A 25,318-nucleotide genomic window follows, 5' to 3' on the forward strand; every position below is an offset into this window, starting at 1 on the left:
GATGGAGTGGTTATGTTTAGAGGAAATGCAAATATCAGCGGAGTCTTTGCCGTTGTTCTCGCCAGTGTGTTCTGGGGAACAACAGGAACCGCAGCCAGTTTCGCACCAGATATTAGCCCTCTAGCCATAGGTGCATCGGCTATGGGTGGCGGTGGATTGTTACTCATGTTTAATGCACGAAGAAAGCTCATTGTCGATATGGCTACACTACTTCAGCAATACAAACTTTTGCTTTGTGGTGGCGCAGCGGTCGCTATCTATCCGCTCGCTTTTTACACCTCAATGCGACTTTCAGGCGTCGCGATAGGCACTTTGATTTCCATCGCCAGCGCGCCGTTTTTCACCGTTTTACTTGAGCGTCTCATCAGCAAAAAGCAGATATCTTTACAATGGGTAGTCTCTTTCATCGTAGGGGCTATTGGTATCGTGTTACTCACGCTTGGAAAAGAACAAAGTGCTCACTCAGACGCAAGTTCGATGCTTCAACTTTTAGGAATTGTACTGGGAATTATCGCTGCACTTACTTATGCCTCCTACTCATGGGCAGCACGCGGCATGATTGAACGGGGAGTGAGTTCTCAGTCAGCAATGGCGAGCATGTTTGGTTTGGCAGCGACCTTGTTGCTACCCTCACTGCTCATTACAGGAGATAACCTGTTTGCAGATGCCAAACACACTGCTGTGGTCATCTATATGGCAACCATACCTATGTTCTTGGGCTACCTGCTGTTTGGCTATGCGTTAAAGCACTTGGAAGCAAGCACGGCTACGCTGATCACTCTGCTTGAACCTGCCATTGCCACACTGTTTGCTGTCGCTTTGGTTGGAGAGCGATTCGCCGTTATAGGCTGGTATGGGTTTGCATTTATTCTTGTCTGCTTAGTATTGCAAGTGCTTCCTGTTCAGACGTTTCGCTTTCGCAAGTCTCAAGCGGCAGACAGCTATTGATAAGTCCAACCAAGGTGTTTAACAAGGTTTCGATGTCGTGGTTTAGTGCAAAACCTATGTTAATTCGAACGCAGTCATCATAGCGTTGAGACTCAGTAAAAACGCTGCCAATTCGAATATCTAAATTTAGCTCGATGGCTTTATCGCTAAGTGCTTGTGCATTTAAACCCGTCACTTGAATCCACAGCACCAGACCACCGTCAGGCTGAGTAATTCGACTATTTTGGGGCAAATGTTGCGCCAGAAAACGGGTGTAATCTTGCTTATTTACTGCCAGTTGATGCCTCACACGTTTGAGGTGTCGGCTATAGGCGCCGGTTTGAATGAAATCCGCAATCGCCATTTGAATCAGCGTCGGCACACCTTCGTATTGCTGAGTGTATTTTTCAATAAACCTCCCCGGACGGCACCAACCCAGACGGTAGCTTGGCGATAAAGTTTTGGAGAAAGAACCACACCAAATCACATAACCACTGTCGTCGTAGTAGGCAGTAGGCAAATGCAACTGGTCTGAATGATTGAGTTCGAAATACACATCATCTTCAATCACAGGTATCCGGTATTTCCCCGCCAACGCACTCAATCGTTGTTTCTGTTTTGCCGACATAGTAATGCCCTGCGGATTCATGTGTGTGGTGCAAAACAATCCTGCCTGTACCTGCTGGTTTTGAAACAATTTCTCCAGCGCATCAAGATCAATCCCTTCTGCTAGTGACGGAATCTCGATAACTTTTAAGCCCAGATTGGAGAGCAGCTCTAGTAATCCGTTAAAACATGGTGAACTCACTGCCACTGTGTCACCTGTATTCACAACGATTTGCAATGCACTTTTCACTGCATCCATACAGCCATGAGTTACCACCAATTCATCCTTGTGAAGCGAAAACCCCAGCTGGCTGAAGTGAGTGCTCAGCGCTTCTCTCAGTACAGGTTCACCCTTCTTATCCGGATATTGAGTCAGTTTCGAAGCAGATTGTGTCATTACACGACGAAAGCTTTTTTCCATCGCACGCAGTGCAATCACATCCGGCTCGATACACGCGATACCCAGTGGCCCTGATTTCACTTGAGGTTTGACACGGGGGCGAACATCCGTTGCCAGTTGTGGCGTGAATCGCTTCCATGATGGTGTTGAGACAACTGGCGTTTTTGAACAGATAAAGAACCCTGACTGGGGACGAGCGTCTAACCAGCCCCTTTGTTCTAACTCTTGATAACAACTTACCGCTGTCGAAACACTCACGTCATGTTGCTTCGCAAACAGACGCAATGAAAGCATACGATCACCATGTTTCAATTTGGTGGTCTGAATATCTTCAATGATCTTCTCTGCTAACTGTTTATATTTCTGCATAGCGATAAATTGTACTGGTTAAATTTTCACAAATTGTATCTGTACTGGTTTTATAGCTCAAGCAATACTCTGTCTATAATTCGAACATGAGGAGATTATTGTGCAGGGAAAACATTTATTACTCGTTATTGGAGTCATGGTCATTTGGGGCGTGAATTTCTCCGCTATCAAACTTGGTGTCAGCCAACTCGATCCCTTTTTAATTGCCGCAGCTCGCTTCTTGTTAGCGACTTTTCCTATTATCTTTTTTGTGAAGAAACCAAACGTCCACGTTAAATACTTCATCGCCTACGGTTTAGTATTTGGCACTGGGATATGGGGGATGGCGTATTGCTCGATTGCATTTGGTCTTTCGTCCGGTATGGCGTCAGTTTTACTACAGCTAGATGTGTTAACCACTATCGCAGTGGGAGCTTTGCTTTATAAAGAGGTCATAAGCAAGCAGATGTGGCTTGGAATTGCGGTCGCACTGGTTGGCTTAATTCTTTCTATCGTTTATACCAACGGTAATATCACTCTGCTTGGCTTCGTGTTCATTCTGATTTCCGCTATCTGCTGGCCATTAATGGGGGTAATTATTCGTCATTCAGGGACCAAATCACCGTTTGCCTTTAACATTTGGGGGATGTTGTATGCTCCCGTGCCACTGATACTGCTAAGCCTTGCAGTAAACGGGGTTGACGGCTTAGTCACAACCTATGAGCAGTGGAACGGAAGTGCTTGGTTCTCGGTACTGTTTCAAGCCTACCCAACAACTCTGTTCGGCTACTGGATCTGGAATAAGATGATCCTTAACTATCCGATGTCTAAACTCGCACCGCTGACGCTATTAACCAGTGTGTTTGCTTTGTTAAGCGGATACCTGTTTTTTGGCGAGACACTTTCAACAGTGCAATGGATATCCTGCTCTCTTTTCCTCGCTGGAATCGTTGCTGTTCTTTATCCAAGCAACGCAAATTCGGAGCGAAAAAGCGGTTTGTTCAAACGTTTATTCAGCAATAGAAAGGCCAAATATCGGCGTATTCCTACGCAATAACGGCAGGGTTTATCTGTATACTTGGCGCAAATTTATCACTGGCGCAGTATCGTTTGAAAACGTGCTTGGTGGTTGAAAATCAACAATAGCCAATTGCGGAGAACTTGATGACTGAGCAGAGTGTTGGGCAAATTCTCAAAGCCTTCAACAGTATTGAAGCCAAAATTGAAGAGCAGAACAGTGCGTTAAGAGAGCTCAATCTAAAAGTGAAAACGCTGGAAAGCCAAAACAAGCAATTGGCACAGATGATCCACAAAATTCAGACACCAGCCGTGCCAAAAACCGATGCTGAACAAGTCGCATTGACCAAACAGTTTCAGGCTAATGTGTCGAAAAGTTTGGATTCAATCGAAGACAAGTCCAAGAAGGCGATTGAACTTATTAAAGCTAACGCTGGCGGGAAAAAACGCGCTTGGCCATAGGCCATAGTTGTCCATAGATAGGTATTCGAAAGGCTGCAATTACGCAGCCTTTTTCTTTCAAATCATCACTTATTCCACATGCGGTTAACGCGGGCTAAAGCACGTTATCTATCACCAGCATATTGAGTTTTTTCGACTCTTTGAGCTCATCACGAGTCAAACGAAGGTGCTCTTTCAATTCGTCGGAATATTGTTGGCTAGTTAATGTTACCAAGCACTTGAAAGCACAAGGACGCATATCTGCTGAAGATATGCCACACAGCATTCCATAGGTACTGTCTCTAAGCTCAAGCGGGTTGAAGATATACAACAGACACTCTTCTAACGTGTTGTATTGGTTGATAAACGAAAAGCGAATTAAACGATCGCTGTAAGTTACCGATCCCAAGTAATAAATTTCACTACTCTTACCGTCACGAGTTACGACGCTGATCGTCAACGTCGCCGTATGTTGATTGCCCTCTTTCTCTGGAAGAATATTTATCACGCCGTCTTTAAGGCGGTTGTATCGTCCGTCATAAAAGTAGAAATAGAGCTGTGAAGCGTTATGAAAGGTCTTCATCGCGGAGGCTCTCAAACCTGTCTCCGGTTGAGTATTCACACGATAATCAATCAGCTGGTTTGGTGTTACTTGAAGAGCAGAAGCAACGTTAAACAGAGTCACCATATCTAATGAAATCTCACCCGTTTCATACTTTGAGACAGTCGCTCTACTTTTGAAAATCTTGTCGGCTAGGGTCTGAATCGTCATTCCCATATTTTTGCGATGAGTCCTGATACGAGTACCGATATGTCGGTTGATCGCTTGGTTATCTGAGGGTTCTCGAATCATGATGTTTGTAGCCTCTTCCTGAGACAAATGTGTCCAATGCTCGTATTACGGTGCGTTTTCGTGATTTTCTACGATAAACGTCATCTAGTTGAGCGAATTTATCAAATACACCCCATTTATTCTATTAATAAGAGAATAATCAGCAAATAAGTTTCATTTAACGAAACTTCATCGATTTCTGAGTTTCACAACGGCTTTGTATACTGCAAATGCTAGCGCGTGAGAGAAAGGACTCTTCCGCATCCATGCTGGCAGTCACATCTTATAAGGACAAGGGTACAAAATATGAAAATTGCGGTTGTCGGTGCCGGAGCGATGGGTTGTCTATATGGCGCATACCTAAGTAAGCTACATCAGGTACGCATGATTGATACGCTCCAATCTCAAGTTGACGCAATAAATACGGAAGGTATTACCGTTCATGAGGCTAACGGAACTGTGGTCTCTTATCCTAATGTTCAAGCTTCACTTTCAGGTCAGTGCCAAGAGAAAATGGATCTCGTCATTGTGTTTGTGAAATCGACATACACTGAGCAAGCTCTTGAACAAAACCAAAGCCTTTTTGACGAAAACACCTTAGTGATGACGTTGCAAAACGGCGCTGGAAATGACCGTATCATTGAAAAATACGCCAAGAAAGAAAACGTCATCATTGGTAACAGTAAACATAATGCGGTCAATCTTGGTAAAGGTAACATCAAACATCCCGCGTCAGGTGCAACAACCATTGGCAGTAACCATGAAGCAAAGCAGCAGATAACTCTTGCTGCATCACTGCTTGAAGAAGCAAGTTTTGAAACCGTAGTGACAGACGACATTCAAAGAATCATCTGGAGCAAGCTGCTGGTAAACCTTTCTGTGAATACCTTTACTGCCATTACGCAAACACCTATTGGCTATATGGTGAAAAACCAACACGCATGGGACTTTGCAAAGCGCCTGATATATGAAGCGATTGAAGTGGCCGAAGCGGACGGTACGTATTTCGACCGCCGCGAAGCGCTGAATATGGTGAAGAGTGTCTGCGAAGTTGCAGGGGATGGTTACTCTTCAATGTATCAAGACAGAAAAAACCATGTGAAGATGGAAATCGATGCCATCAATGGCGCGATAGTCGAGCAAGCAAAACGCTATGGGGTTCCAACACCATACAACACGCTGATTGTAGATTTGATTCATGCTATCGAAGGTTCATACGACCTATACGATTAATTGCTGCTCTTCTAGATACATAAAAGGGTAAAGACATGGTCTTTACCCTTTTTCAAATCATTCGACGATTAACTCAAGCTCGCCAGACGAGCAGCAAAGCCCATAAAGAACATACCCAGCAAGCCATTGCCCAAATTCGCCAATACCTTGTTGTTTTTGAACATCTGCGTCAAAGACGTACCAAGGAAAATCAGCACACTCAAATAGACAATACTGAACACTTCTAAAATGGTTGCCAAAATCAGGTAAGACGCCCAAGTGTGCTCATAGGTGTAATCAATAAACTGGATGAAGAACGACACATAAAAAAGAATCGCTTTTGGGTTGGTCAAACTCAAAGTGAGTGACTTAGCAAACACGTTCTCTTTCTTCTTAGGGCGCGCCATTTCTGCCCCCTCTTCACCTTTTTTGCTCATCAGTTGATGGATGATTTTAATACCTAAATACAGCAGGTAAGCCGCACCAAGATAACGAATGATAGTGAACAAAACTGGAGAAGTTTGAATGAGTGACGCGACTCCCAGATAAGAGAGCAGGATTAAAACAGCATCGCCGATTAACACACCAGACGCTGCTTGATAGCCAGCTTTCACACCCAGTGATGAGCTTGATTTCAATACATAAAGAGAGTTTGGACCCGGAGCAAGAATGATCATTGTCAGACCAACTAAATACGTCCAAATATTAATAACGCCAAACGCCTCTAACATATTGCCCTCGATATACTGCGCAGAATTGAAACAGAAATATACGCCCGAAGAATTTAAATATCCAGTTACAACATGATGACTTATTAAATTATTCGCTCAAACAATTCGAGTAAGAATCTAACCATCTGAATAAATGAGATTTACCTACAGCTTAACAGTGGTATTTATAATCAATCCGTTTAATATCTTTACTCGGCAATCTATGTCTATTCACCCAAGAAAAAAATAAATTAAACAAGGAAATGTAACTATGAAATCAATGTTCACCTTCGATTCGATGCTAACGCCAAAACTCGTAACAGGTCTTTACTGGCTGCTTATCATTATTGCGGTGATTTCTGGATTAGGCACCATGTTCAGCGGTTATGAGGGATTAACTGCAGGCACTTTCTTCTTAGGCTTAATCACTATGATTCTAGGCTCAATTGGCGCTCGTATCTGGTGTGAACTGATGATCGTTATCTTTAAGATCAATGAAAATCTTCAAATCCTAAAAGATAAGCAATAGAAAACTTAGGGTTGAGCCATGCTCAACCCTACGATTGCGACCATCGCGTAAACTTAGTCAATTGAGTAAATGGAAATAGCCACTCCTGAGCCGCTTTCCAGTGTCACTTTTGCGCTGTGGCTAAGCAGCAACATTGATTGGCTTTGCAGCTTTACCGTGTGACGCTCTGACGCAAAGTCCAACGCCAGTACACAATCACTGTTAGCGTAGAAGCCTGTGAATAGCGTGTGCGAATCACGGCTAACATCAAAAGAGGCAGGAGAGAAAATGGCTTGCACATCCGAACCTGCTTTGCCTTCTCGCACCATAATGTTGAGATCTTCAATGGCCCCGTTTGATAGGGTCGCATAGGTACTATCACCACCAGCGAAATGCGCAACAGATAACACTTGCTCAAGTTTATGTTGATATTCTTTTTGTGCGTTTTTATGGGACAGAAGCATCCCATTGCCTTTTAGCAAAACAAGCGTACGATGCAAACCAGAAAAATCTGAGAACGCGCCATCTTCAACCACAGCCGCTTGGCTAACGCGATACAACACCTCATCGTTTTCTCGACTCACCGCAATTTCTAACGTTTCACCTAAGCCATTTTTCCATGGCATACGCAGATAGTCAGATTGAGGAACTACGCTAAACAAGTTTGAGTGATTAGACATCGTAAATAACCTTCTTAATCACTTTAGAGAACTCTGAACGGCTTATAACATCTAGCTCATGTCGTCCTTCGCTAATCACTTGCTTGCCTGCAACAAACACATCTTTCACCACATTTTCGCTGCATGCGAACAACCAACGATTCAGTACATCTTTGGTTTCGCTTGCGCCAATAAACGGCTGGCTATCATCAAGCGCCATAAAGTCTGCGCGTTGACCCACCGCTAAACCTAGCTCTACGCCACATGACTGATTGCCGCCCAATAACGCTTGCTTAAACAGGTTGTCACCAATGCTAGTTTGTTCGCCTCGATATAGACGATTGCGTTGTTGATCGCGAAGGCGTTGTCCATATTCGAGAATACGTAGTTCTTCAACAATCGACAGACTCACATGGCTATCTGAACCGATACCCCAACGACCATTCAAACGTTCAAATTCAACACCAGGGAAAATACCGTCACCTAAGTTTGCTTCTGTCGTCGGACACAAACCCACTACTGCTTTGCTGCTGGCAATTGCATTGAGCTCGTATTCATTCAAATGTGTCGCGTGAATTAAGTTCCAACGCTCATTCAAACCCACATGTTCATGCAACCACTCAACAGGACGTTGACCGCTCCATGCCAAACAGTCATTCACTTCTTTCTGCTGTTCAGAAATATGAATGTGTACAACTTTGTTGCTGTCTAATGAGCTCAATACTTCTTTGATTTGCTGCTCTGTTACCGCACGTAGTGAATGGAAACAGATACCAAGGTTGTGCAGTTTTGAACCTGCTAAGGCTTGTTCACACTGACTTTGCAGTTCCAAATAAGAGTGTGAAGAATTGATAAAGCGAGCTTGGCCTTCGTTCGGAGCAAGCGCACCAAAACCAGAATGAGAATACAGCACAGGTAGCAGCGTCAAACCAATACCAGAGCGATCCGCGGCATTGATTAACTGGTGTGACATCTCAGCGCGGTTGGCATAGTGTTTACCCGCAACAGCGTGATGTAAGTAGTGGAATTCACCCACTTGGGTATAGCCCGCTTTAAGCATGTCGATATAAAGCTGAGTCGCGATAACGTTGGCTTGTTCTGGCGAAAGTTTTTGTACAATTTTGTACATCAGATCGCGCCAACTCCAAAAGCTATCATTTGGGTTCAAACACACTTCTGCCATTCCCGCCATTACACGTTGGAAAGCATGCGAATGCACGTTTGCTAAAGTCGGCAAAACTGGGCCAATAAGCTTTGTTGCTCCCTCAACCGCTGAAGTATCCGATTCGACATGAGTAAACACTCCGTCGGTAACTTCGAAAGAGACATTGTTATGCCAACCATCAGCAAGCCAAGCTCGCTCAGCAAAGAAATAATGACGTGTTTGAGTCCCTGTCATGGTGAATTCCTAGTTCAAAAAAGTAATCACTTGCACTGTTTAAAATAAGTGTAATTTAGCTTTATATGTATATACAAGTTATATTTTCCCACCCAATTCACCTACAAAAACAAGGGAAACAAATACGAGAAAAAATGGGATAAACGCAATAAATAATTAACTTCTCACTTGCAACAACGTTTTATGACAGCTAGATTAACAAATGTATATACATTTAATAAAGATAACGGAGTATCTGTCAAATGAGTCAGCCAAATTGTGTGCGTTCACCATTCGAATTTCATCAAGGAAGCGTCCCACTATTAGTGAGTATGCCTCACTCTGGTCTAGGTCTGACTCCAGAAGTTGAACAAGGTTTAACGCAAGCCGCCAAGAAACTTCCAGATACCGACTGGTTTATTCCAGAGCTTTATGAGTGTGTCAAAGAACTGGGTGCGAGTGTCATTTCAGCCAACTATTCTCGCTACGTGGTTGACCTAAACCGACCAAGTGACGACAAACCACTCTACACAACAAAGACTACTGGCTTATTCCCAGAGATCCTTTTCGACTCCACCCCCGTTTTCGTTGATGGTAAAGCACCAAGCGAAAGTGACCACGAACGCTATAAAGAGCAGATTTGGCACCCATACCACTCCACCATCGAACAGGAACTTGCACGCCTTAAATCTATTCACGGCTACGCTATCTTATTTGATGCCCACAGTATCGCTGCGCAAGTACCTATGTTGTTCGAAGGAACGTTGCCTGAATTCAACTGGGGAACCAACCAAGGTGAATCATGCAGCAGCGCGATTGTCGATGCTGTGATGGGCGCGGTTTCTGATCGCTATAGCCAAGTACTCAACGGACGCTTCAAAGGCGGTTTCATTACTCGCGGATTTGGTAAACCAAGTGAAAACATTCACGCTATTCAGCTTGAAATGTCACAAGACACTTACCTAAGCAATGACGCTCTCGCTCAAGGGAGATACGAGTTAGATGCGGATAAAGCCATCGCAATCAAATCGCAACTCAACGCGATATTATCTGCCGTTCTAAAAGCAGAGATTTAATTACACAACATAATTAGTAACTTGCCGTTTAGAAGAGCGGCAAGCAATAGCGTTTAAACGCCGAGCTTAAAAGTTCAGTCAGGAAAAAATCACTGCATGTAGGCCAGATTGTCTGCCTATTTGCAAAGATCAACCCACTAAGGAAGGTAACTATGGAAGCAACCGAATCCATGCTAACGAAGCCAGTTTGGTCTTCAGCACTAAAACTGGTGCTGTTTAGCCTTATCGGCATCATTTTTTTCTTTGTACCCATCGAAATTAACGCAAAATCCACTATTCCACTCGACCACATGGTTTCTTGGCTACGTGCAGCATCACCTAAAGGTGTTGAGATTTATGCACTGCTGATGATCATCGCTGGTAGCGTCTACCCTTTTATTACAGGTAGTTGGAACGCAAACACAACGCAAAAAGTGCTCTCTGTACTTAAAGTTGTCGGTGTGATTACTGCTCTGATGGCATTTTTCTCTATCGGCCCTGCAGTCTTGTTTGAAAAAGACATGCTGCCGTTTCTATTTGGCAAGCTTGTTGTGCCAGTAGGTTTGATTGTTCCTGTCGGCGCAATTTTCTTAGCGTTTCTCATCGGCTTTGGATTGCTTGAACTGGTTGGCGTGCTGTTGCAACCTGTAATGCGCCCAATTTTCAAAACTCCAGGGAAGTCAGCAATTGATGCGGTAGCCTCTTTCGTTGGTAGCTACTCAATTGGTCTTCTTATTACCAACCGCGTATACAAATCCGGTCAGTACTCAGCAAAAGAAGCAGCCATTATCGCTACAGGCTTTTCAACCGTTTCAGCAACCTTCATGGTTATCGTGGCTAAAACGTTAGGCTTGATGGAGATTTGGAACCTGTTCTTCTGGAGTACATTGGTTCTGACTTTTGTCGTTACCGCTATTACGGTACGTCTACGTCCACTTGCTCGTTTAGATGATTCAAAGACGGTTGCTGATGAAATTCCAAGTGATCTACCACGCATCAAACAAGCCGTGAATGAAGGTCTACAAATCGCAGACAAATCTGAGCCAGTGTTGAGCAGCATTATTAACAACCTGAAAGAAGGTCTGTTAATGGCGATGAGCATTTTGCCATCAATCATGTCTGTGGGTTTGATCGGCTTGTTACTTGCTAAATACACACCTGTTTTCGAATGGTTGGGCATCCTGTTCTATCCATTTGCTTGGATAGCGCAAATGCCAGATCCTATGTTGGTAGCAAAAGCTTCAGCGACGGGCCTTGCAGAGATGTTCTTACCTGCACTGATTGCTGCGAAAAGTGACTTCATTACTCGCTTCGTGATTGGTCAGATTTCTATCTCTTCCATCTTGTTCTTCTCTGCGTCGATCCCTTGTATTTTGTCGACTGAGATTCCTATCTCAGTGAAACAGATCGTTGTAGTTTGGTTCCAACGTACAGTATTAACACTGCTGTTAAGTTCACCGGTAGCGTACGCAATTCAGCACTTTACGATGAGCTAATAGCGATTAGATGAATGAAAAATCCCCACAGTGATTACAGTGGGGATTTTTATTTCAGACCGTGATATTTGTGTAAGTGAAAGCAACATAACGTGTTTACTTACCAAGCCAATGACTGCGGCTCAAGCCATAAACAGCATGCTCAACAACGCGTCCATTGAGATTCTCCGCACAAGTAATAATGCCTTCCAAGTTGAACCCCAAACGTTTACAAACATTGCGACTAGGCGCGTTATCAACAGCGGCTGAAATCTGAACCTTCTGCATATTCAATTCACGAAACGCCATCTCGATGAGCTTAGAGACTGACCGCGTGACAATGCCTTTACCCTTAAATTTTTCCCGCAGCCAGTAACCGATTTCTACTTTTTTAAGATCATGATTGATGGTATTGAAACTGATGTTGCCTACTAGCTGGTCCTCATAGAACATCGCGCAAACCAAAGACTTTCCATCGGCATAATCGTGCAGTGAACGCTGAATAAAGCTGTGAAAGAAGGCTTCGCTGTCTGCATGAGGAGGCCAAGCGAGCCATTGACTCAAATACTCACGTTCACTTTGAACAATCTCAAAATACCGAGCTGCGAATGAATGCTGCACCAAAACCAGCTTTAAATCCTTTTCTATTTTCAGGCTAAACATTATTCCTCCTCTAAAACGTATCTCATCATTTTGGCACCTTCACCATAGGTTGGTGAAATGCTCTGCTTGTCTACTTCACTAAAGCCCATAGTGTTCCAAAAGCTTGCTGAACCTTGCACTGCTACCAAGCGGATTTCATTAAAGTCCATTGTTTTTGCTATTGAAATTAAGTGGCTGACTAACTGGCTTCCTATTCCCTGCCCAGCAGCCTTTTCTGATATTGCGAGATCGTGCAGAAACAGATATGAGTTTAAAGCGCCGCATTGTTCCGGTAGCGGTTTAAACAGTTTCGGTGGTGCTTGCTTGTCCCAAGAATGTGCCAAGAGATAACCCAACACTGACTCTTTGTCTTGATACACGAAGCAGCACTGCGGTGTGCGACGCCATTTACTTTGCAACACATCTATCGTTTCAGGCTCTACTTGCAAATAGACTTCAGACTGCACTGAGAGTATTCCTGCCCATGTATTTTCATCGACTGGCTTTATTGACATTCTGGCTCTTAAGAAAATGAGTGGTTACCTTCATTATTCCCAGAATGACAGCTTCGGATGGAAGTCGCAATCAGGGCTAACTATATAAATTCATTGTGGTTCCAAAAGAACCTTTGCTTCTCTTTATCCATCGCGCCCAACTTGCGATAAAAGCCAATGGCGGTGGTATTTGATGTGGGTGTTTGCCATTGAATTTCTGATAAAGAAAATTCTTCAGCCAACTCTGAAGCTTTCATCATCATCGCTTTGCCTAAGCCTTTGCCTCTAACTTCAGGTCTAAGATAAAGGCAGTCCAAGTAGAGATAGTGTTTCATCTCCCATGTTGAAAACTGCTTTATCAAGCTCATATACCCCACAACTCGACTATCGATTTCGACAACCCAAATTGCTGCGGGGTATGTTTGATTTTCTAAACAATGAAGCTGGTCTGATTCAACCAGATCGTGACCTTCGTAAATCGCGTGCTCACGCATCAGTTGCCAAACAACATGAGAGTCAGTCGTGGAACTCCTGCGGATTTCGATTTGTTGATTCACCATTTCACTCCCTCGTTAACCTGTTATCAGCTTCTGCTTTGCTCATTGAATCATCATCTAGCTTTGTGCTTCACCCAATCGGCGATTCACAGGGTATCGCTCGAAATCTTCCCAATATTGAATACCGCCAATCATCTCTTTTACTGCAAAACCCAATGCAGAGATTTTTTTTGCAGCTTTAGTCGCACCGTTGCACCCCGGTCCCCAGCAGTAGACAACAAAGGTTGTGTCCTTGGGGAAATGTGCGAATGACTCCGCATTGATGTTGGCGTGAGGCATACTCTCTGCAGTGATAGCGTGGCTTTTGTTGTAGGCCTCGACACTTCGAACATCGAGTAAAATGAACTGTTTGTTGTTTTCTTTAATATCTGCATAAACATCTGAACAGTCGGTTTCAAAGCCCAGTTTGCTAGTAAAAAACGCGTTCGCAGTTTCACTGTCCGCTGCTGGATGGGAAAGTACATTTGATATTTTCATAGCGATTTATCTCCTTAACGCTGTTGAACCAAAACCATGTTGTTTCCTAGTTAGTGTATTAGGCATAAGTGGTGGAGAGAATTCGTAGTTTCTGAAGGGAGCGTTAAGAGAAAACAAATATACTTTTGGTTCTGAAAGCCGATAATGAGCTATCGATTGTGACTTTTGGAACACGCTGGATTACATGGAATTTTATCACCTACGCTCATTCGTCGTTGTTGCCCAAACTGGCAATTTAACCCTCGCGGCTAAGCAGCTATACACAACGCCACCAGCCGTCAGTGCACACATCAAAGCTTTAGAAGAAGAGCTACAAGTTCCTTTGTTTGTTAGAACCAGCAAAGGCATGACTCTCACCGAGAAAGGCGAGCTGTTATTGAAGAAAGCGCAGAAAACCTTAGATTCTGCGTTTGATTTGGTTAATGCCGCGGCATCCAGTCAGGATGAAATCATCGGTAATTTCCGACTGGGAATGAATCAAAAGCCAGCGCAACTTCAGATCTCGTCTCTCATTGAAAACTTACTGATAAGTACTCCCGGTATTATGCTGCAAATCCAACCTATGTCTTCAGGTAAAACGATTGAAGCGATTCGAAATGATGAACTGGATGGCGGTTTCATTTATGGTGAGATACCTAATGATCTCGTTGCCGTGAAAATAAAATCACAAAGAATTACTACCATTGCGCCGTTTGATTTTGTGTCTGATACACCCTTACAGACCCAACGTTGGATCACCATGGGGTATTACTGCCCATTTGATGACTTTCTAAAATCAAAGTTGGGCAAAGAGATCAATTCGATTACCAGCAGCGACGATGATGCAACAAGATTGGAGCTGGTTAAAAGTGGCTTGGGCATCAGTTTCTATGAGCTGGAAGACGCACAAACTCACGCGCAAAATGGCGAAATAAGCCTCCTTCCAGAACTCGATTTCGACGCCGAACTCTACTTTGTTGTCGCGCAAAACAAAGCGGGCTCGCCCATTACCAAAGCGGTGCTGCAAGAATTGGGGCTGCTTTGGAACATTGATTAACCTTTCTCCCCCTATAACAAACGTTAGCTAACAATCATCTGTTAAAACATGTTCACCAAAAACAACATCAGCGACCAAAGCCGCTGATGTTGTGAGTCTAAAAAGGAAACAGATTAGCTGTAACGATAAGGTCTGCCCGCTTTTTCCATATCTGAGTTGTATTTCTTAAATATCTCAACCACCTTCGCTTTGGTTGGTGACTCTTTCGCAATCTCATCCCAGAACTTGTGCGATTCTGCTTCAACTGTTGCCCATTCAGCATCTGGAATAGAGGTCAGTTTCATGTCTGTACCTTCTACGCGAAGTTTTGCTTCGCCACCCCAGTACCACCATTGACGATAGTAATGAGAGCTGTCCATACAAAGTTGTAGTAGTTCTTTTAGATGATCTGGCAACGCGTTGTAGCGTTCCATATTGGCAAAGAAGTGGCCAATCCAAGCACCAGAGATGTTATTGGTTAGGAAGTAATCCGTCACCTTTGACCACCCCACAGTGTAGTCTTCAGTGATGCCCGACCATGCAATACCGTCCAACTCACCAGTTTGAAGGCCCACTTCCACATCTTCCCAAGGAATAGATACTGGAACTACGCCGAACTTAGCAAGGAAACGACCCGCTGTTGGGAAAGTAAAGATACGAAGACCTTTAAGATCATTTAAGCTAGTGATTGGCTTTTTCGTTGCGAAGTGACAAGGGTCCCAAGCCCCTGCGGAAATATGTTTCACACCTACTTTCGCGTACTCTTCTTTCCAAATTTCGTCCAAACCGTATTGGTTGAATAGCACTGGAATGTCGAGTGAGTAGCGGCTACCAAATGGGAAGTAGCCACCAAAAGTAGTCACTTCTGTTGGCGATGCCATAGAGTCATCATCAGACTGTACAGCGTCGATAATGCCTTTTTGCATCGCACGGAAAAGCTCACCAGTTGGTACTAGTTGGTCTGCAAAGTACAGTTCAATTTGCATTTCATCGCCCGCGAGGCGGTTAAACATTTCGATGGCAGGTTTCACTACATGCTCAGCCAACGCAGGACCAGCGTACGTCTGCATACGCCATTTAATTTTCGGGTTCGCTGCAAACGTTTTAGCAGGAGCAAGCAAAGTTCCCGCGGTGAGCGCCGCTGCACTGGTTAAAAACTTACGTCTTGAATTCATGGATATCCCTCCGGTTAATTTTCCCTGTGGACTTCTCGTCCGACTGGTATTTTTATTTCTAAAAAATCGAGTTGTCCCTTATTTTCCGTATACGTAATCAGGCAACCACAATGCCATTTGCGGAAAAATCATAATTAGGATCAGCGAGAGCACCATAATGGCAACAAAAGGCCCAATGGAGCTGTAAATATCCCGTAGCGTAATGCCCGGTGGAGCCATGGCTCGCATCAGGAACAGGTTGTAACCAAACGGTGGCGTAATATACGCAATCTGAGACGTAACGGTGTAGAGCACGCCGTACCAAATGAGGTCAAAGCCCAACGCGTGCACTAACGGGACATACAACGGAGCAACGATAACCAGCATCGCGGTATCATCAAGGAAAGTTCCCATCACCAAAAACGAAAGCTGCATCAGGATAAGGATTGTCCAAGGGCTTAAGCCGAGCTGCTCAGTAAACAAGGTTTCGATAGATTTCACCGCGCCTAAACCATCAAACACCGCGCCAAAGCCTAACGCCGCAAGGATAATCCACATGAACATACAGGAGATGGCTAATGTGCTGCGCACAGAGTTCTCAAACACAACGCGTGTCATACGACGTTTCAAAAGTGCCGCAAGTAACGCAGCCATTGCGCCAATAGCTGAACTTTCCACTAGGCTTGTCCAACCATTCACAAAAGGCACCATCATTACTGCGAAAATACCTAAAGGTAGGATACCCGCTCCAAGTAAACGCAGCTTTTCAGCCATAGGAACGTTGCGCTCTTCTTCGCTAAGTACTGGGCCAAGGCTTGGATTGATTCGACAACGAATAGCGACATAGAGAATGAACAACACCGCCATGACTAAACCAGGTATTACGCCCGCAAGCCAAAGCTGACCAACAGGCTGACGCGCAATCATCGCATACAGAACCAACACCACTGATGGCGGGACAAGTATCCCCAACGAAGAACCCGCCTGAACCACACCTGTCACCATTTTTTTGTCGTACTTACGCTTTAAAAGCTCAGGTAACGCAATGGTTGCACCGATAGCCATACCCGCAACGGACAAACCGTTCATGGCTGAGACCAGTACCATAAGTCCAATAGTACCTATCGCAAGACCACCGGGCATCGGTCCCATCCAGACATGGAACATCTTGTATAAGTCGTCAGCAATTTTCGATTCAGACAGGATATAGCCCATGAAGATAAACATGGGCAGGGTAAGCATTGGGTACCAGTTCATCAGCTTTACAGCTGCGGTAAAAGGGATTTCAACCCCTCCGTTTCCCCATAAAAGAATAGCGGCAATGGAAGCAACAGCACCTATTGCAGCAAATACACGTTGACCCGTTGCCATAAGCAACATCATCAACGAGAACATCATTGTTGCGATCATGCCGTAACTCATTTGAGCTCTACTCCTCGTATCATCGCGATATCTTTAATAAATTGTGAAATAGACTGAAGGATCATCATAAAAATGCCTGCACACATTAACGCTTTGATCGGCCACAACAATGGTCGCCAAGCTGTACGTGTGCGTTGTCCATAATCAAGCGAATAGAGTGTACTTTCCAACCCGCCGTAAAGCAGAACTGCAAGGTAAAAAAGCAAAAAGAAGACGGTGAAAGCATCTACCCATGCTCGCGTTTTGACTGACCATTCGCCATAGAACAGGTCCATACGAACGTTCGCATTCAGTTGGATAGCGTATGCGCCACCTAAGATGTAATAGGCAACCATCATGAATTGAGCAGACTCAAGCGTCCACAATGACGGCATAAAGAAGGTTTTTGAGATAGAAGACCAAAGCAGGATCCCCACCATGACAAATATGCCATACGTCATAATACGACCAACGCAGCGATTAAACGCGTCGACGTATTTCACGTAGGCAACAACAAATCCGGGCATGAAATTTCCTTATTACCAATCCCTTAAAATAAAAAAGTGCGGATAATTCACTTTATCCATTTCCATTTGAAGACTGATGTATCTGCTGTTGTATTTTTAATGTTCTATAAACAGTCAGTCTGAGCACTTAATTGGTGAACAAGGCAAAAGCCACGCCAATTTGTATTTTATTTATACAATTTAGTGACTTAGATTAAGAAAAGTAGAAACAACAAAATATAACCACATGATTTAACTGGATAATATCAAGCATGGAAATACGACTAGAATTATTTGGAACACTATTTGACTGACAAACCCCCTCACTCCTTTCAGAGTATTTGCACTAATTTAGGTTAAACAATAACCAGTTTGGCGCAGGTAGTTTAGACGTAGCAAGAATGCGTTTTGACGCAAACTGAAAGGAGAGAAAAAGACTCTTGTTGTTCTCAAACATAGTCAGATATCAACCTATTACAATCGATATCTGACCAACAGACTTTATTTCGAGCGCGGCAATACGGTGAGTACACGAACAATAAACGCGTGCAGTTCAGACATGTAATTGGTCAGGAACTTCTCCGTCCCTTCATCTGTCACTTTGCCGTCTTCAGTGATGAGGCCCGGCTTAAACTGAATATACGCTTCGACCGTATTCATCAGTGGTGAATTACAAAAACAGAGCACACCCCGTAAGCTTTGCTGAGCAACAGCAGTACCAATAGAACCTGGAGAAGTACCAATAACCGCTGACGGTATACCTGTGAAGGAATTCTGCCCCCAAGGACGACTCGCCCAGTCAATAGCATTCTTTAAACCGCCGGGAATCGAACGGTTGTATTCTGGGGTAACAAACAACACACCGTCCATTGCAGCTATAGCTTTCTTGAATTCCAGAGCGACGGCTGGAAAATCCGCATCATAGTCTGGACTATATAAAGGTAGATCTTTAATCGGAATTTCAATTAGCTCGAGTTCAGGCGGTGAAAGGCGTGCCAGCGCTTTTGCTAACAACCTATTGATAGAATTGGAGGACAAGCTACCGACGAAGTAGCCGACTTTGTACTTTGCCATACCATTAATCTCCTACTTTGCTTTCTGCTTAGCATGGAAGTGCGTGGTGAGAAGCATGTGACCACTGTTTTATGTCTTCTACAGTGTAGTTCACTTCTTAAGCATACTTTGATTATGGACACTCTCGACTTAGCGATTTTAAACAAAGCAATGGAAGATAATAGGTTGGTTTTCTGACATATCTATCGTCGAAAAGACACAAAAAAGCCTGCTCGAAAATTGGCAGGCTTTTGGTTACGTAATGCAATTACATTACGTATTCGTATGGTGCTTGGATACCTAGTGGAATACCTACCGCCCAGTAAGCAAGTAAGAACACAGTCCAACCAATCAGCATCGCTATAGAGAATGGCATCATCAGTGAAGCCAGAGTACCGATACCGGTAGACTTCACGTAACGTTGGCAGTAAACCACTACCAGTGGGAAGAACACCATCAGAGGCGAAATGATGTTAGATACCGAATCACCAACACGGTAAGCCGCTTGAGAAAGCTCAGGTGAGATGCCCACAGCCATCAGCATTGGCACTAGGATTGGACCAATCAATGCCCATTTCGCAGACGCAGAACCGATGATTAGGTTAACTGAGGCAGTTAGCAGGATCATACCCACGATTGTTGCTTCACCCGGAAGGTTCATTGCTTTCAAACCTTCAGCACCGTACAGCGCTAGCATAGTACCGATGTTTGATTGAGCGAAAACCGATAGAAACTGAGCACAGAAGAACGACATTACGATGTATGCACCCATGGTAGACATAGTCGTTGCCATCGCTTTGATGATGTCATTGCTGGTTTTAAATGTGCCAGAAACGCGACCGTAGACATAACCTGGAATGATGAACAGGATAAAGATCAACGGCACAATCGACTTCATGATTGGCGCTGAAAACGCAGTAATCTGACCATCTGGAGAGCGTAGTGCTGAGTCTTCAGGCATTAGCGCAGCAACAAGAAGCACGATACCAGCAACCATTGCCCAACCTGCGTAACGGAAAGCTTTTGATTCTAGCTCAGTGAAAGACGCAAGATCCGGCGCTTTTTCTGCATCTTCATCAATTGGCGTGTTTGCCAAACGTGGCTCGATGATTTTCTCTGTTACGTACCAACCAATAGCAATAACAACAACAGAAGAAAGACCAGTAAAGATGATGTTCGCTAGAGGGTTAACTACGTATTCAGGGTCAAGAACCTGAGCCGCTGTCTGAGTGAAACCTGCTAACAATGGATCGATACCAGAAGGGATAAAGTTCGCAGAGAAGCCACCAGAAACACCAGCAAATGCCGCTGCAATACCAGCTAAAGGATGACGACCCGCTGCGTGGAAAATAATACCACCAAGAGGAATAACCAGTACGTAACCAGCATCAGCTGCGGTGTGCGACACAATCGCCACCAAAATCAGCATTGGCGTTAATAGCTTCGCTGGCGTGAAGTTCAACATCTTCTTCAGACCAGTAGTGATGAAGCCAGAAGAATCAGCCACACCCACACCTAACATCGCAACCAACACGATGCCTAGCGGTGCAAAGCCAGTGAACGTTGTCACCATACTCGCAAGAAAGTTCGCTAGTGACTCACCAGTTAGCAAATTTTTAATGACCAGCGCTTCGCCAGTTCTTGGGTTTACAAGGTCAAACGAAACGTTTGATAACAGTGCAGATGCTACCCAAGTAATAACGAGAGCCCAGAAGAAAAGAATGGCCGGATCAGGGATTTTGTTTCCTGCCCGTTCAATGAAATTAAGAAAACGATCCATACCGCTCGGCTTCGGTGATGTCGCTTGATTTAATGCTTGGTTACTCATCGTAACTCCATAATCAAAGATGTTGGTTCCAAAGGCTTTCTAAAAATTATTATTTCAGCCCATTTTTCAACGTTTGATTCTATTAAATCAGCCATACAAAAGCACAAGACACTATACATATAGAAATACTTAGATACATATTTCAATGGAACATAAATAATGTGCAACAAATAACACACAAAAGCGGATCGAAAGTTAAAACAACTGCAAAACCGATATGCAACAGCTAGCCATATAACTTAAAAAATAACCATGACTAAACGAATATCTCTCAGCTAAATAGATAACGGTTATCTATCTGATTTTATAACGCTGTTAACATTTGCTATCTCTCTACATTAAAACCAAACATTTCTAACCTATCGACAAGTTCAATCCAAATTGCCTGTAGGAAACGCTTAAACACTTACAAACCACCGGCAAGATCCAAAAAATTGCCAGTAGAAAATGAAGATTTATCTGAAGCTAACCAGTAGATGGCTTCAGCGACTTCTTCGGGCAAACCACCACGTTGCAGCGGAATTCTGGATCTCAATCTTTCAATACGTTCGGGCTCACCACCATCAGCATGCATGTCAGTATGAATTAATCCGGGACGGACGCAGTTAACACGAATGCCCTCTGCTGCTACCTCAAGGGACAAACCTTTCGTCAACGTATCAATTGCGCCTTTCGATGCAGCGTAATCAATGTACTCATTTGGAGAACCAGAACGGGAAGCAGTTGATGAGACATTCACAATAACGCCACCTTGCCCACCATGATGGGTAGACATGCGTTTTACGGCTTCTCGGCAACAGAGAAAATAGCTGGTGACATTGTTACTGAGGATAGTATTGATTCTCTCAGCGCTCATATCATCCAGACGCATCTGCTTTTTCAAAATCCCAGCATTGTTAACAAGCGCAGTAATTGAACCCAATTGCTTATCCACGGTTTCAAATAGTCGCATTACATCTGCCTCCTGAGATACATCAGCCTGTACCGCTATACATTGACCACCAAGTGCCACTATCTCTTCCACAACGCTTGCCGCCGCATCGGCATTGGATTTGTAGTTGATACACACCGCATAACCTTGGCGAGAAAAGAGCTTTGCTGTTTCTGCACCAATACCTCGACCACCACCGGTGATAATCGCAACTTTTCGTGAATTCATTCTGCTTCCTTGTTGTCTGACGTTCTCTAGTTATGAATAGTTATCTTACAGTACAGCAACTTAATTACGGAGCGGCTCAAACTTTTTGCTTTCGAACCCCACTTAAATGCAACAAATGGAATAATGCGCACTCTACGTACCATTTCCATACCTATACTGTCTTAAAACTGATTAATTGAAATACGTCACTATTGCTAGGAGTAACCTAATGAAGTTCCTGCCTTTTGCTGTCGCTTGCCTGAGCGTCAGCGCTGTCGCTCAAGCCACTAGTCCGACAAAACCTTATGCTCAAACCATCTATATTGGTGGTGATATTGTTACCGTAAATGACACCGCACCAACCGCTGAAGCGTTGGCGGAAAAGAACGGAAGAATTCTCGCCGTTGGTAAAGAATCAGACGTCATGAAGCTGCGTGACAGCAACACCAAAGTGATAAATCTGAATGGTAAAACACTGATTCCCGGCTTCATCGATGGACATGGGCATGTGTTTAATACCGGAATTCAGGCTCTATCTGCAAACTTGTTAGCAGCACCAGATGGTAATGTGAAAGATATTGCATCATTACAGGCAGCACTTAAATCTTGGGTGAGTAAGCCTGAAAACAGTCGTCACGGGATTATCCTTGGTTTCGGCTATGACGATTCTCAATTAGCCGAGCAGCGCCACCCTACTCGTCAGGAGTTGGACGTAGTTTCTAAAGACATTCCTGTGTTGGTGATTCATCAGTCAGGGCACTTAGCGACTCTCAACAGCAAAGCGTTACAGCTCGCAGGTTTCACTTCTGAGAGCAAAAATCCAGAAGGCGGAAATATCCGCCGTGAGAAAGACGGTAAAACGCCCAATGGCGTATTAGAAGAAACGGCATTCTTTGGCGTTCTCATACCGCTATTTTCAAAACTCAATGAGAAAGAAAACGAAGCGATTTTTAGAGCAGGCATGAAGCTCTACTCTAGTTTTGGTTACACCACTGCACAGGAAGGACGAGCGACAGGCTCATCAGTGCAGACCATGTATAACCTTGCACAGCAAAGTAAGTTACCTATTGATGTCGCCGCTTATGCAGACATTCAGGTTGCTCAGGATTTTATTAAACCACCTTACTATTCAAGCCAATACAATAACGGCTTCCGAGTTGCAGGCGCTAAACTCAATCTCGATGGCTCTCCTCAGGGTAAAACAGCGTGGCTCACCAAGCCTTATTTAGTTCCACCCGTTGGGCAAAAAGAAGGCTACAAAGGTTATCCAAGCATGACCGATGAAAAAGCCGCTGATTATATAGAGCTAGCACAAACCAAAGGTTGGCAGCTCTTAACGCATGTCAATGGTGATGCTGCTATTGACCAGTTGCTAAAAGGTATTGAAGCCAGTGAGAAAAAACATGGCATACCAGATCGTGGTTTTGTTGCTATTCATGCTCAAACCGCCCGCAAAAACCAAGTTGAAACATTCAAACGCTTGGGGGTGTTCCCATCATTCTTTCCAATGCACACCTTCTACTGGGGGGACTGGCACATGGATTCAGTTCTAGGTGGTGAGCGCGCACAAAACATATCGCCGACGGGTTGGGCTCGCGACTTAGGGATGATTTACACCTCACATCACGATTCACCAGTAGCCTTACCAAACTCAATGCGTGTTTACTCTGCGACAGTGAATCGTATCAGTAGAACAGGAAGAGTATTAGGACCAAAACAGAAGGTATCAGCGATTGATGGGCTAAAAGCACAAACATTGTGGGCGGCCACTCAATACAAAGAAGAGAAGAATAAAGGCTCTTTGGAAGTAGGAAAGCTGGCTGACTTCGCCATTCTGTCTGCCAACCCACTTAAAGTCGCACCTGAAACATTGGCCGATATTGATATACTGGAAACCATTAAAGAAGGTCAAACCGTTTATAAACGTGATGAGCAATCAACAGCCAATAAAGAAACAGGGGGTTGTATTGACTCCGCTCGCTGCCAAGCCATTGCAACCACTGCAATGATTTCGGCAGGCATGCTCCACCACTCGCATTAACGCCTAGTACTTCTAGTGCAGATAGGAAACATCCCCTATCTGCGCTAGTTACGGCAGTTTTTTGCTCATACAAATTGACCTGTCTACTCCAACATATTTGCCATACGGTTCTGACTCAAAATACGAATTTCGTTGATAAAACCCCACCGCCTTTACGTTGACACGCCGCGTGGAAAGCACAGCTTTGCGATAACCTTTAACGGTAGCATAAGTCTCCAACTTGCTTAGCAGATAACTCCCGGCGCCAGAGCGTTTTGAATACATCCGTTTGATCTCGCAAACGCCCTCAATCTGTCTACGAAAAACTCCACAGGCAACAGGTATCTGTTCAGCATAAACAACGATGCAACCGTCTGATTCAATGTCGAATTCTTCGGCTGAAAAAGAGCTTTCACCTGAGTCATTAGTGACACTAACAAGAGAAGCATTTAGCTCAGTAACTAACGCCACAAAATCTGCATGAGTAGGATCTACTCTTTTATGCTCAAAGCTCATCTCTTTTCGTATCCTTTGTAATCCATACCGCGAGCAAATACAGAATGACATCTAAGAGAACACCTAGCAACGAGCGGCTTTGCCGCTTGCAAAAAAGCCCACAGTTTTGGCTGCGGGCAAAGTTCACTTTCACTTATCAACTACTTTTATTAAATCCTTGGTTAGTCAGTAACCAACGCAGCAGCGCTTGCCATATCGCGAGAATATTGATGGCTCGCTTCCACCAGCATCCTTGTGTAAGGGTGGTTTTCTGGTGTCATGACCAAGTCGCCACTTTGCAGCGTTTCAAGTATTTCACCGTTTTGCATCACGGCAATTTTACTGCAAAGGTGCGCGACCACAGCCAAATCATGGCTTACTAACAAATAGGTCAGATTTTCAGACACTCGAAGCTGGGCAAGAAGGTTCAAAATCTCTGCCTGCACAGACACATCAAGCGCAGATGTTGGTTCATCCAGCAGCAGAATCTTAGGCTCTAGAATCAATGCCCTCGCAATCGCAACACGTTGACGCTGCCCACCGGACAACTGATGCGGATAGCGATAACGAAAGTCTGCATTCAGACCCACTTTAAGTAAAATCTCGTTGATACGCTCATCCTTACGATCCATACCATGAATGGTAAGTGGCTCTTTCAAGGTCGATTCCACTGTGTGTAGGGGGTGCAAAGAACCATACGGATCTTGGAACACCATTTGAATGTTTCGGCAACGTGCTTTTTGCAACTTTTTCTCTAGCGTAAAACCGTCGATTTCCAGATGCCCAGTCCAGTGATTAAATATCCCTGCCAAGCATTTCAATATCGTGGTTTTGCCCGAGCCCGATTCGCCCACGAGCCCAAATGATTCATTTTCTTCTACTGCCAAATTGATGTTTTTTAGAACCTGAGTTGCAGCTTCTCTTTCACCGAAGCTGAGGTTCAAATCATGCACTTCTATCATCGACATAA

General features: G+C 44.2%; 26 protein-coding genes. 9 read left to right on the top strand and 17 right to left on the bottom strand.

All coding sequences use genetic code 11. The features are described 5' to 3' along the window. Positions 1-12 precede the first annotated feature (12 nt). Complete coding sequence (locus ACOSVQ_RS10005; RefSeq protein ID WP_491982431.1) at positions 13-948, top strand: DMT family transporter; 936 nt, start codon at positions 13-15, stop codon at positions 946-948. Here ACOSVQ_RS10005 and ACOSVQ_RS10010 read toward each other — a convergent pair. Continuing rightward, entirely contained in the window at positions 866-2,302 is a 1,437-nt protein-coding gene (locus ACOSVQ_RS10010) for an aminotransferase-like domain-containing protein (RefSeq protein ID WP_491982432.1), read from the bottom strand. The genes ACOSVQ_RS10005 and ACOSVQ_RS10010 overlap by 83 nt on opposite strands. A 100-nt stretch (positions 2,303-2,402) precedes the next feature. Between ACOSVQ_RS10010 and ACOSVQ_RS10015 the strand changes: the two genes are divergently transcribed. Further along, the gene (locus ACOSVQ_RS10015; RefSeq protein WP_491982433.1) at positions 2,403-3,338 is read left to right on the top strand and encodes an EamA family transporter; all 936 of its coding nucleotides are present in this window, start codon (positions 2,403-2,405) and stop codon (positions 3,336-3,338) included. 107 nt (positions 3,339-3,445) lie between these two features. Further along, complete coding sequence (locus ACOSVQ_RS10020) at positions 3,446-3,760, top strand: hypothetical protein (protein WP_491982434.1); 315 nt, start codon at positions 3,446-3,448, stop codon at positions 3,758-3,760. A 94-nt stretch (positions 3,761-3,854) separates the two neighbouring features. Here ACOSVQ_RS10020 and ACOSVQ_RS10025 read toward each other — a convergent pair whose 3' ends face one another. After that, entirely contained in the window at positions 3,855-4,592 is a 738-nt protein-coding gene (locus ACOSVQ_RS10025; RefSeq protein ID WP_491982435.1) for a helix-turn-helix domain-containing protein, read from the bottom strand. 285 nt (positions 4,593-4,877) lie between these two features. Here ACOSVQ_RS10025 and ACOSVQ_RS10030 point away from each other — a divergent pair, with 285 nt between their 5' ends. Then, complete coding sequence (locus tag ACOSVQ_RS10030) at positions 4,878-5,804, top strand: ketopantoate reductase family protein (protein WP_491982436.1); 927 nt, start codon at positions 4,878-4,880, stop codon at positions 5,802-5,804. A gap of 68 nt (positions 5,805-5,872) precedes the next feature. Here the strand turns inward: ACOSVQ_RS10030 and leuE are convergent, their stop codons facing one another. Continuing rightward, positions 5,873-6,514, bottom strand: a complete 642-nt coding sequence (gene leuE, locus ACOSVQ_RS10035; protein WP_165313703.1) for a leucine efflux protein LeuE — start codon at positions 6,512-6,514, stop codon at positions 5,873-5,875. A gap of 250 nt (positions 6,515-6,764) precedes the next feature. Here leuE and ACOSVQ_RS10040 point away from each other — a divergent pair, with 250 nt between their 5' ends. Next, complete coding sequence (locus ACOSVQ_RS10040; RefSeq protein ID WP_165313702.1) at positions 6,765-7,022, top strand: DUF4282 domain-containing protein; 258 nt, start codon at positions 6,765-6,767, stop codon at positions 7,020-7,022. A gap of 53 nt (positions 7,023-7,075) precedes the next feature. On the opposite strand, the gene ACOSVQ_RS10045 is transcribed toward ACOSVQ_RS10040, so the two are convergent. Next, positions 7,076-7,681 carry a HutD/Ves family protein gene (locus tag ACOSVQ_RS10045; protein ID WP_491982437.1) on the bottom strand — a complete coding sequence of 202 codons (606 nt, stop codon included), beginning with the start codon at positions 7,679-7,681 and terminating at the stop codon, positions 7,076-7,078. Further along, positions 7,674-9,059, bottom strand: a complete 1,386-nt coding sequence (locus ACOSVQ_RS10050) for a formimidoylglutamate deiminase (RefSeq protein WP_491982438.1) — start codon at positions 9,057-9,059, stop codon at positions 7,674-7,676. Before ACOSVQ_RS10050 ends, ACOSVQ_RS10045 begins: the two co-directional genes overlap by 8 nt. Before the next feature lie 242 nt (positions 9,060-9,301). On the opposite strand from ACOSVQ_RS10050, the gene hutG reads away from it, so the two are divergent. Then, positions 9,302-10,114 carry an N-formylglutamate deformylase gene (hutG, locus tag ACOSVQ_RS10055; protein WP_491982439.1) on the top strand — a complete coding sequence of 271 codons (813 nt, stop codon included), beginning with the start codon at positions 9,302-9,304 and terminating at the stop codon, positions 10,112-10,114. 152 nt (positions 10,115-10,266) lie between these two features. Further along, positions 10,267-11,589: a YjiH family protein gene (locus ACOSVQ_RS10060; protein WP_491982440.1), complete on the top strand. Its 1,323-nt coding sequence runs from the start codon at positions 10,267-10,269 to the stop codon at positions 11,587-11,589. A gap of 96 nt (positions 11,590-11,685) precedes the next feature. Here ACOSVQ_RS10060 and ACOSVQ_RS10065 read toward each other — a convergent pair whose 3' ends face one another. From ACOSVQ_RS10065 to ACOSVQ_RS10080, 4 genes are all read right to left on the bottom strand, one after another. Beyond that, positions 11,686-12,231, bottom strand: coding sequence for a GNAT family N-acetyltransferase (locus ACOSVQ_RS10065; RefSeq protein ID WP_491982441.1), 546 nt, complete (start codon positions 12,229-12,231; stop codon positions 11,686-11,688). Continuing rightward, entirely contained in the window at positions 12,231-12,725 is a 495-nt protein-coding gene (locus tag ACOSVQ_RS10070; protein ID WP_491982442.1) for a GNAT family N-acetyltransferase, read from the bottom strand. Before ACOSVQ_RS10070 ends, ACOSVQ_RS10065 begins: the two co-directional genes overlap by 1 nt. A gap of 80 nt (positions 12,726-12,805) precedes the next feature. Beyond that, positions 12,806-13,264 carry a GNAT family N-acetyltransferase gene (locus ACOSVQ_RS10075; protein WP_491982443.1) on the bottom strand — a complete coding sequence of 153 codons (459 nt, stop codon included), beginning with the start codon at positions 13,262-13,264 and terminating at the stop codon, positions 12,806-12,808. Between the two features lie 54 nt (positions 13,265-13,318). Further along, positions 13,319-13,738, bottom strand: a complete 420-nt coding sequence (locus ACOSVQ_RS10080) for a rhodanese-like domain-containing protein (protein ID WP_491982444.1) — start codon at positions 13,736-13,738, stop codon at positions 13,319-13,321. A gap of 184 nt (positions 13,739-13,922) precedes the next feature. On the opposite strand from ACOSVQ_RS10080, the gene ACOSVQ_RS10085 reads away from it, so the two are divergent. Next, positions 13,923-14,774, top strand: a complete 852-nt coding sequence (locus ACOSVQ_RS10085) for a LysR family transcriptional regulator (RefSeq protein WP_491982445.1) — start codon at positions 13,923-13,925, stop codon at positions 14,772-14,774. A gap of 113 nt (positions 14,775-14,887) precedes the next feature. Here the strand turns inward: ACOSVQ_RS10085 and ACOSVQ_RS10090 are convergent, their stop codons facing one another. The 6 genes from ACOSVQ_RS10090 to ACOSVQ_RS10115 all read right to left on the bottom strand — a co-directional run bounded on the left by ACOSVQ_RS10090 (position 14,888) and on the right by ACOSVQ_RS10115 (position 21,854). After that, positions 14,888-15,928 carry a TRAP transporter substrate-binding protein gene (locus ACOSVQ_RS10090; protein WP_491982446.1) on the bottom strand — a complete coding sequence of 347 codons (1,041 nt, stop codon included), beginning with the start codon at positions 15,926-15,928 and terminating at the stop codon, positions 14,888-14,890. A 78-nt stretch (positions 15,929-16,006) separates the two neighbouring features. After that, positions 16,007-17,329: a TRAP transporter large permease gene (locus ACOSVQ_RS10095; protein WP_491982447.1), complete on the bottom strand. Its 1,323-nt coding sequence runs from the start codon at positions 17,327-17,329 to the stop codon at positions 16,007-16,009. Then, complete coding sequence (locus ACOSVQ_RS10100; protein ID WP_491982448.1) at positions 17,326-17,835, bottom strand: TRAP transporter small permease subunit; 510 nt, start codon at positions 17,833-17,835, stop codon at positions 17,326-17,328. The genes ACOSVQ_RS10095 and ACOSVQ_RS10100 overlap by 4 nt, the downstream gene beginning before the upstream one ends. A 480-nt stretch (positions 17,836-18,315) precedes the next feature. Next, entirely contained in the window at positions 18,316-18,888 is a 573-nt protein-coding gene (locus ACOSVQ_RS10105; RefSeq protein ID WP_491982449.1) for an NADPH-dependent FMN reductase, read from the bottom strand. A gap of 247 nt (positions 18,889-19,135) precedes the next feature. Next, positions 19,136-20,695: an AbgT family transporter gene (locus ACOSVQ_RS10110; RefSeq protein ID WP_491982450.1), complete on the bottom strand. Its 1,560-nt coding sequence runs from the start codon at positions 20,693-20,695 to the stop codon at positions 19,136-19,138. 406 nt (positions 20,696-21,101) lie between these two features. Further along, entirely contained in the window at positions 21,102-21,854 is a 753-nt protein-coding gene (locus tag ACOSVQ_RS10115; RefSeq protein ID WP_491982451.1) for an SDR family oxidoreductase, read from the bottom strand. A gap of 208 nt (positions 21,855-22,062) precedes the next feature. Here ACOSVQ_RS10115 and ACOSVQ_RS10120 point away from each other — a divergent pair, with 208 nt between their 5' ends. Next, on the top strand, positions 22,063-23,874 hold the full coding sequence (locus ACOSVQ_RS10120) for an amidohydrolase (protein ID WP_491982452.1): 1,812 nt from the start codon (positions 22,063-22,065) through the stop codon (positions 23,872-23,874). Between the two features lie 48 nt (positions 23,875-23,922). Here ACOSVQ_RS10120 and ACOSVQ_RS10125 read toward each other — a convergent pair whose 3' ends face one another. Continuing rightward, on the bottom strand, positions 23,923-24,369 hold the full coding sequence (locus tag ACOSVQ_RS10125) for a GNAT family N-acetyltransferase (RefSeq protein ID WP_491982453.1): 447 nt from the start codon (positions 24,367-24,369) through the stop codon (positions 23,923-23,925). A gap of 161 nt (positions 24,370-24,530) precedes the next feature. Then, on the bottom strand, positions 24,531-25,316 hold the full coding sequence (locus ACOSVQ_RS10130; protein ID WP_491982454.1) for an ABC transporter ATP-binding protein: 786 nt from the start codon (positions 25,314-25,316) through the stop codon (positions 24,531-24,533). Positions 25,317-25,318 lie beyond the last annotated feature (2 nt).

The sequence above is a fragment of the Vibrio sp. HM8-C genome, assembly GCF_058630515.1.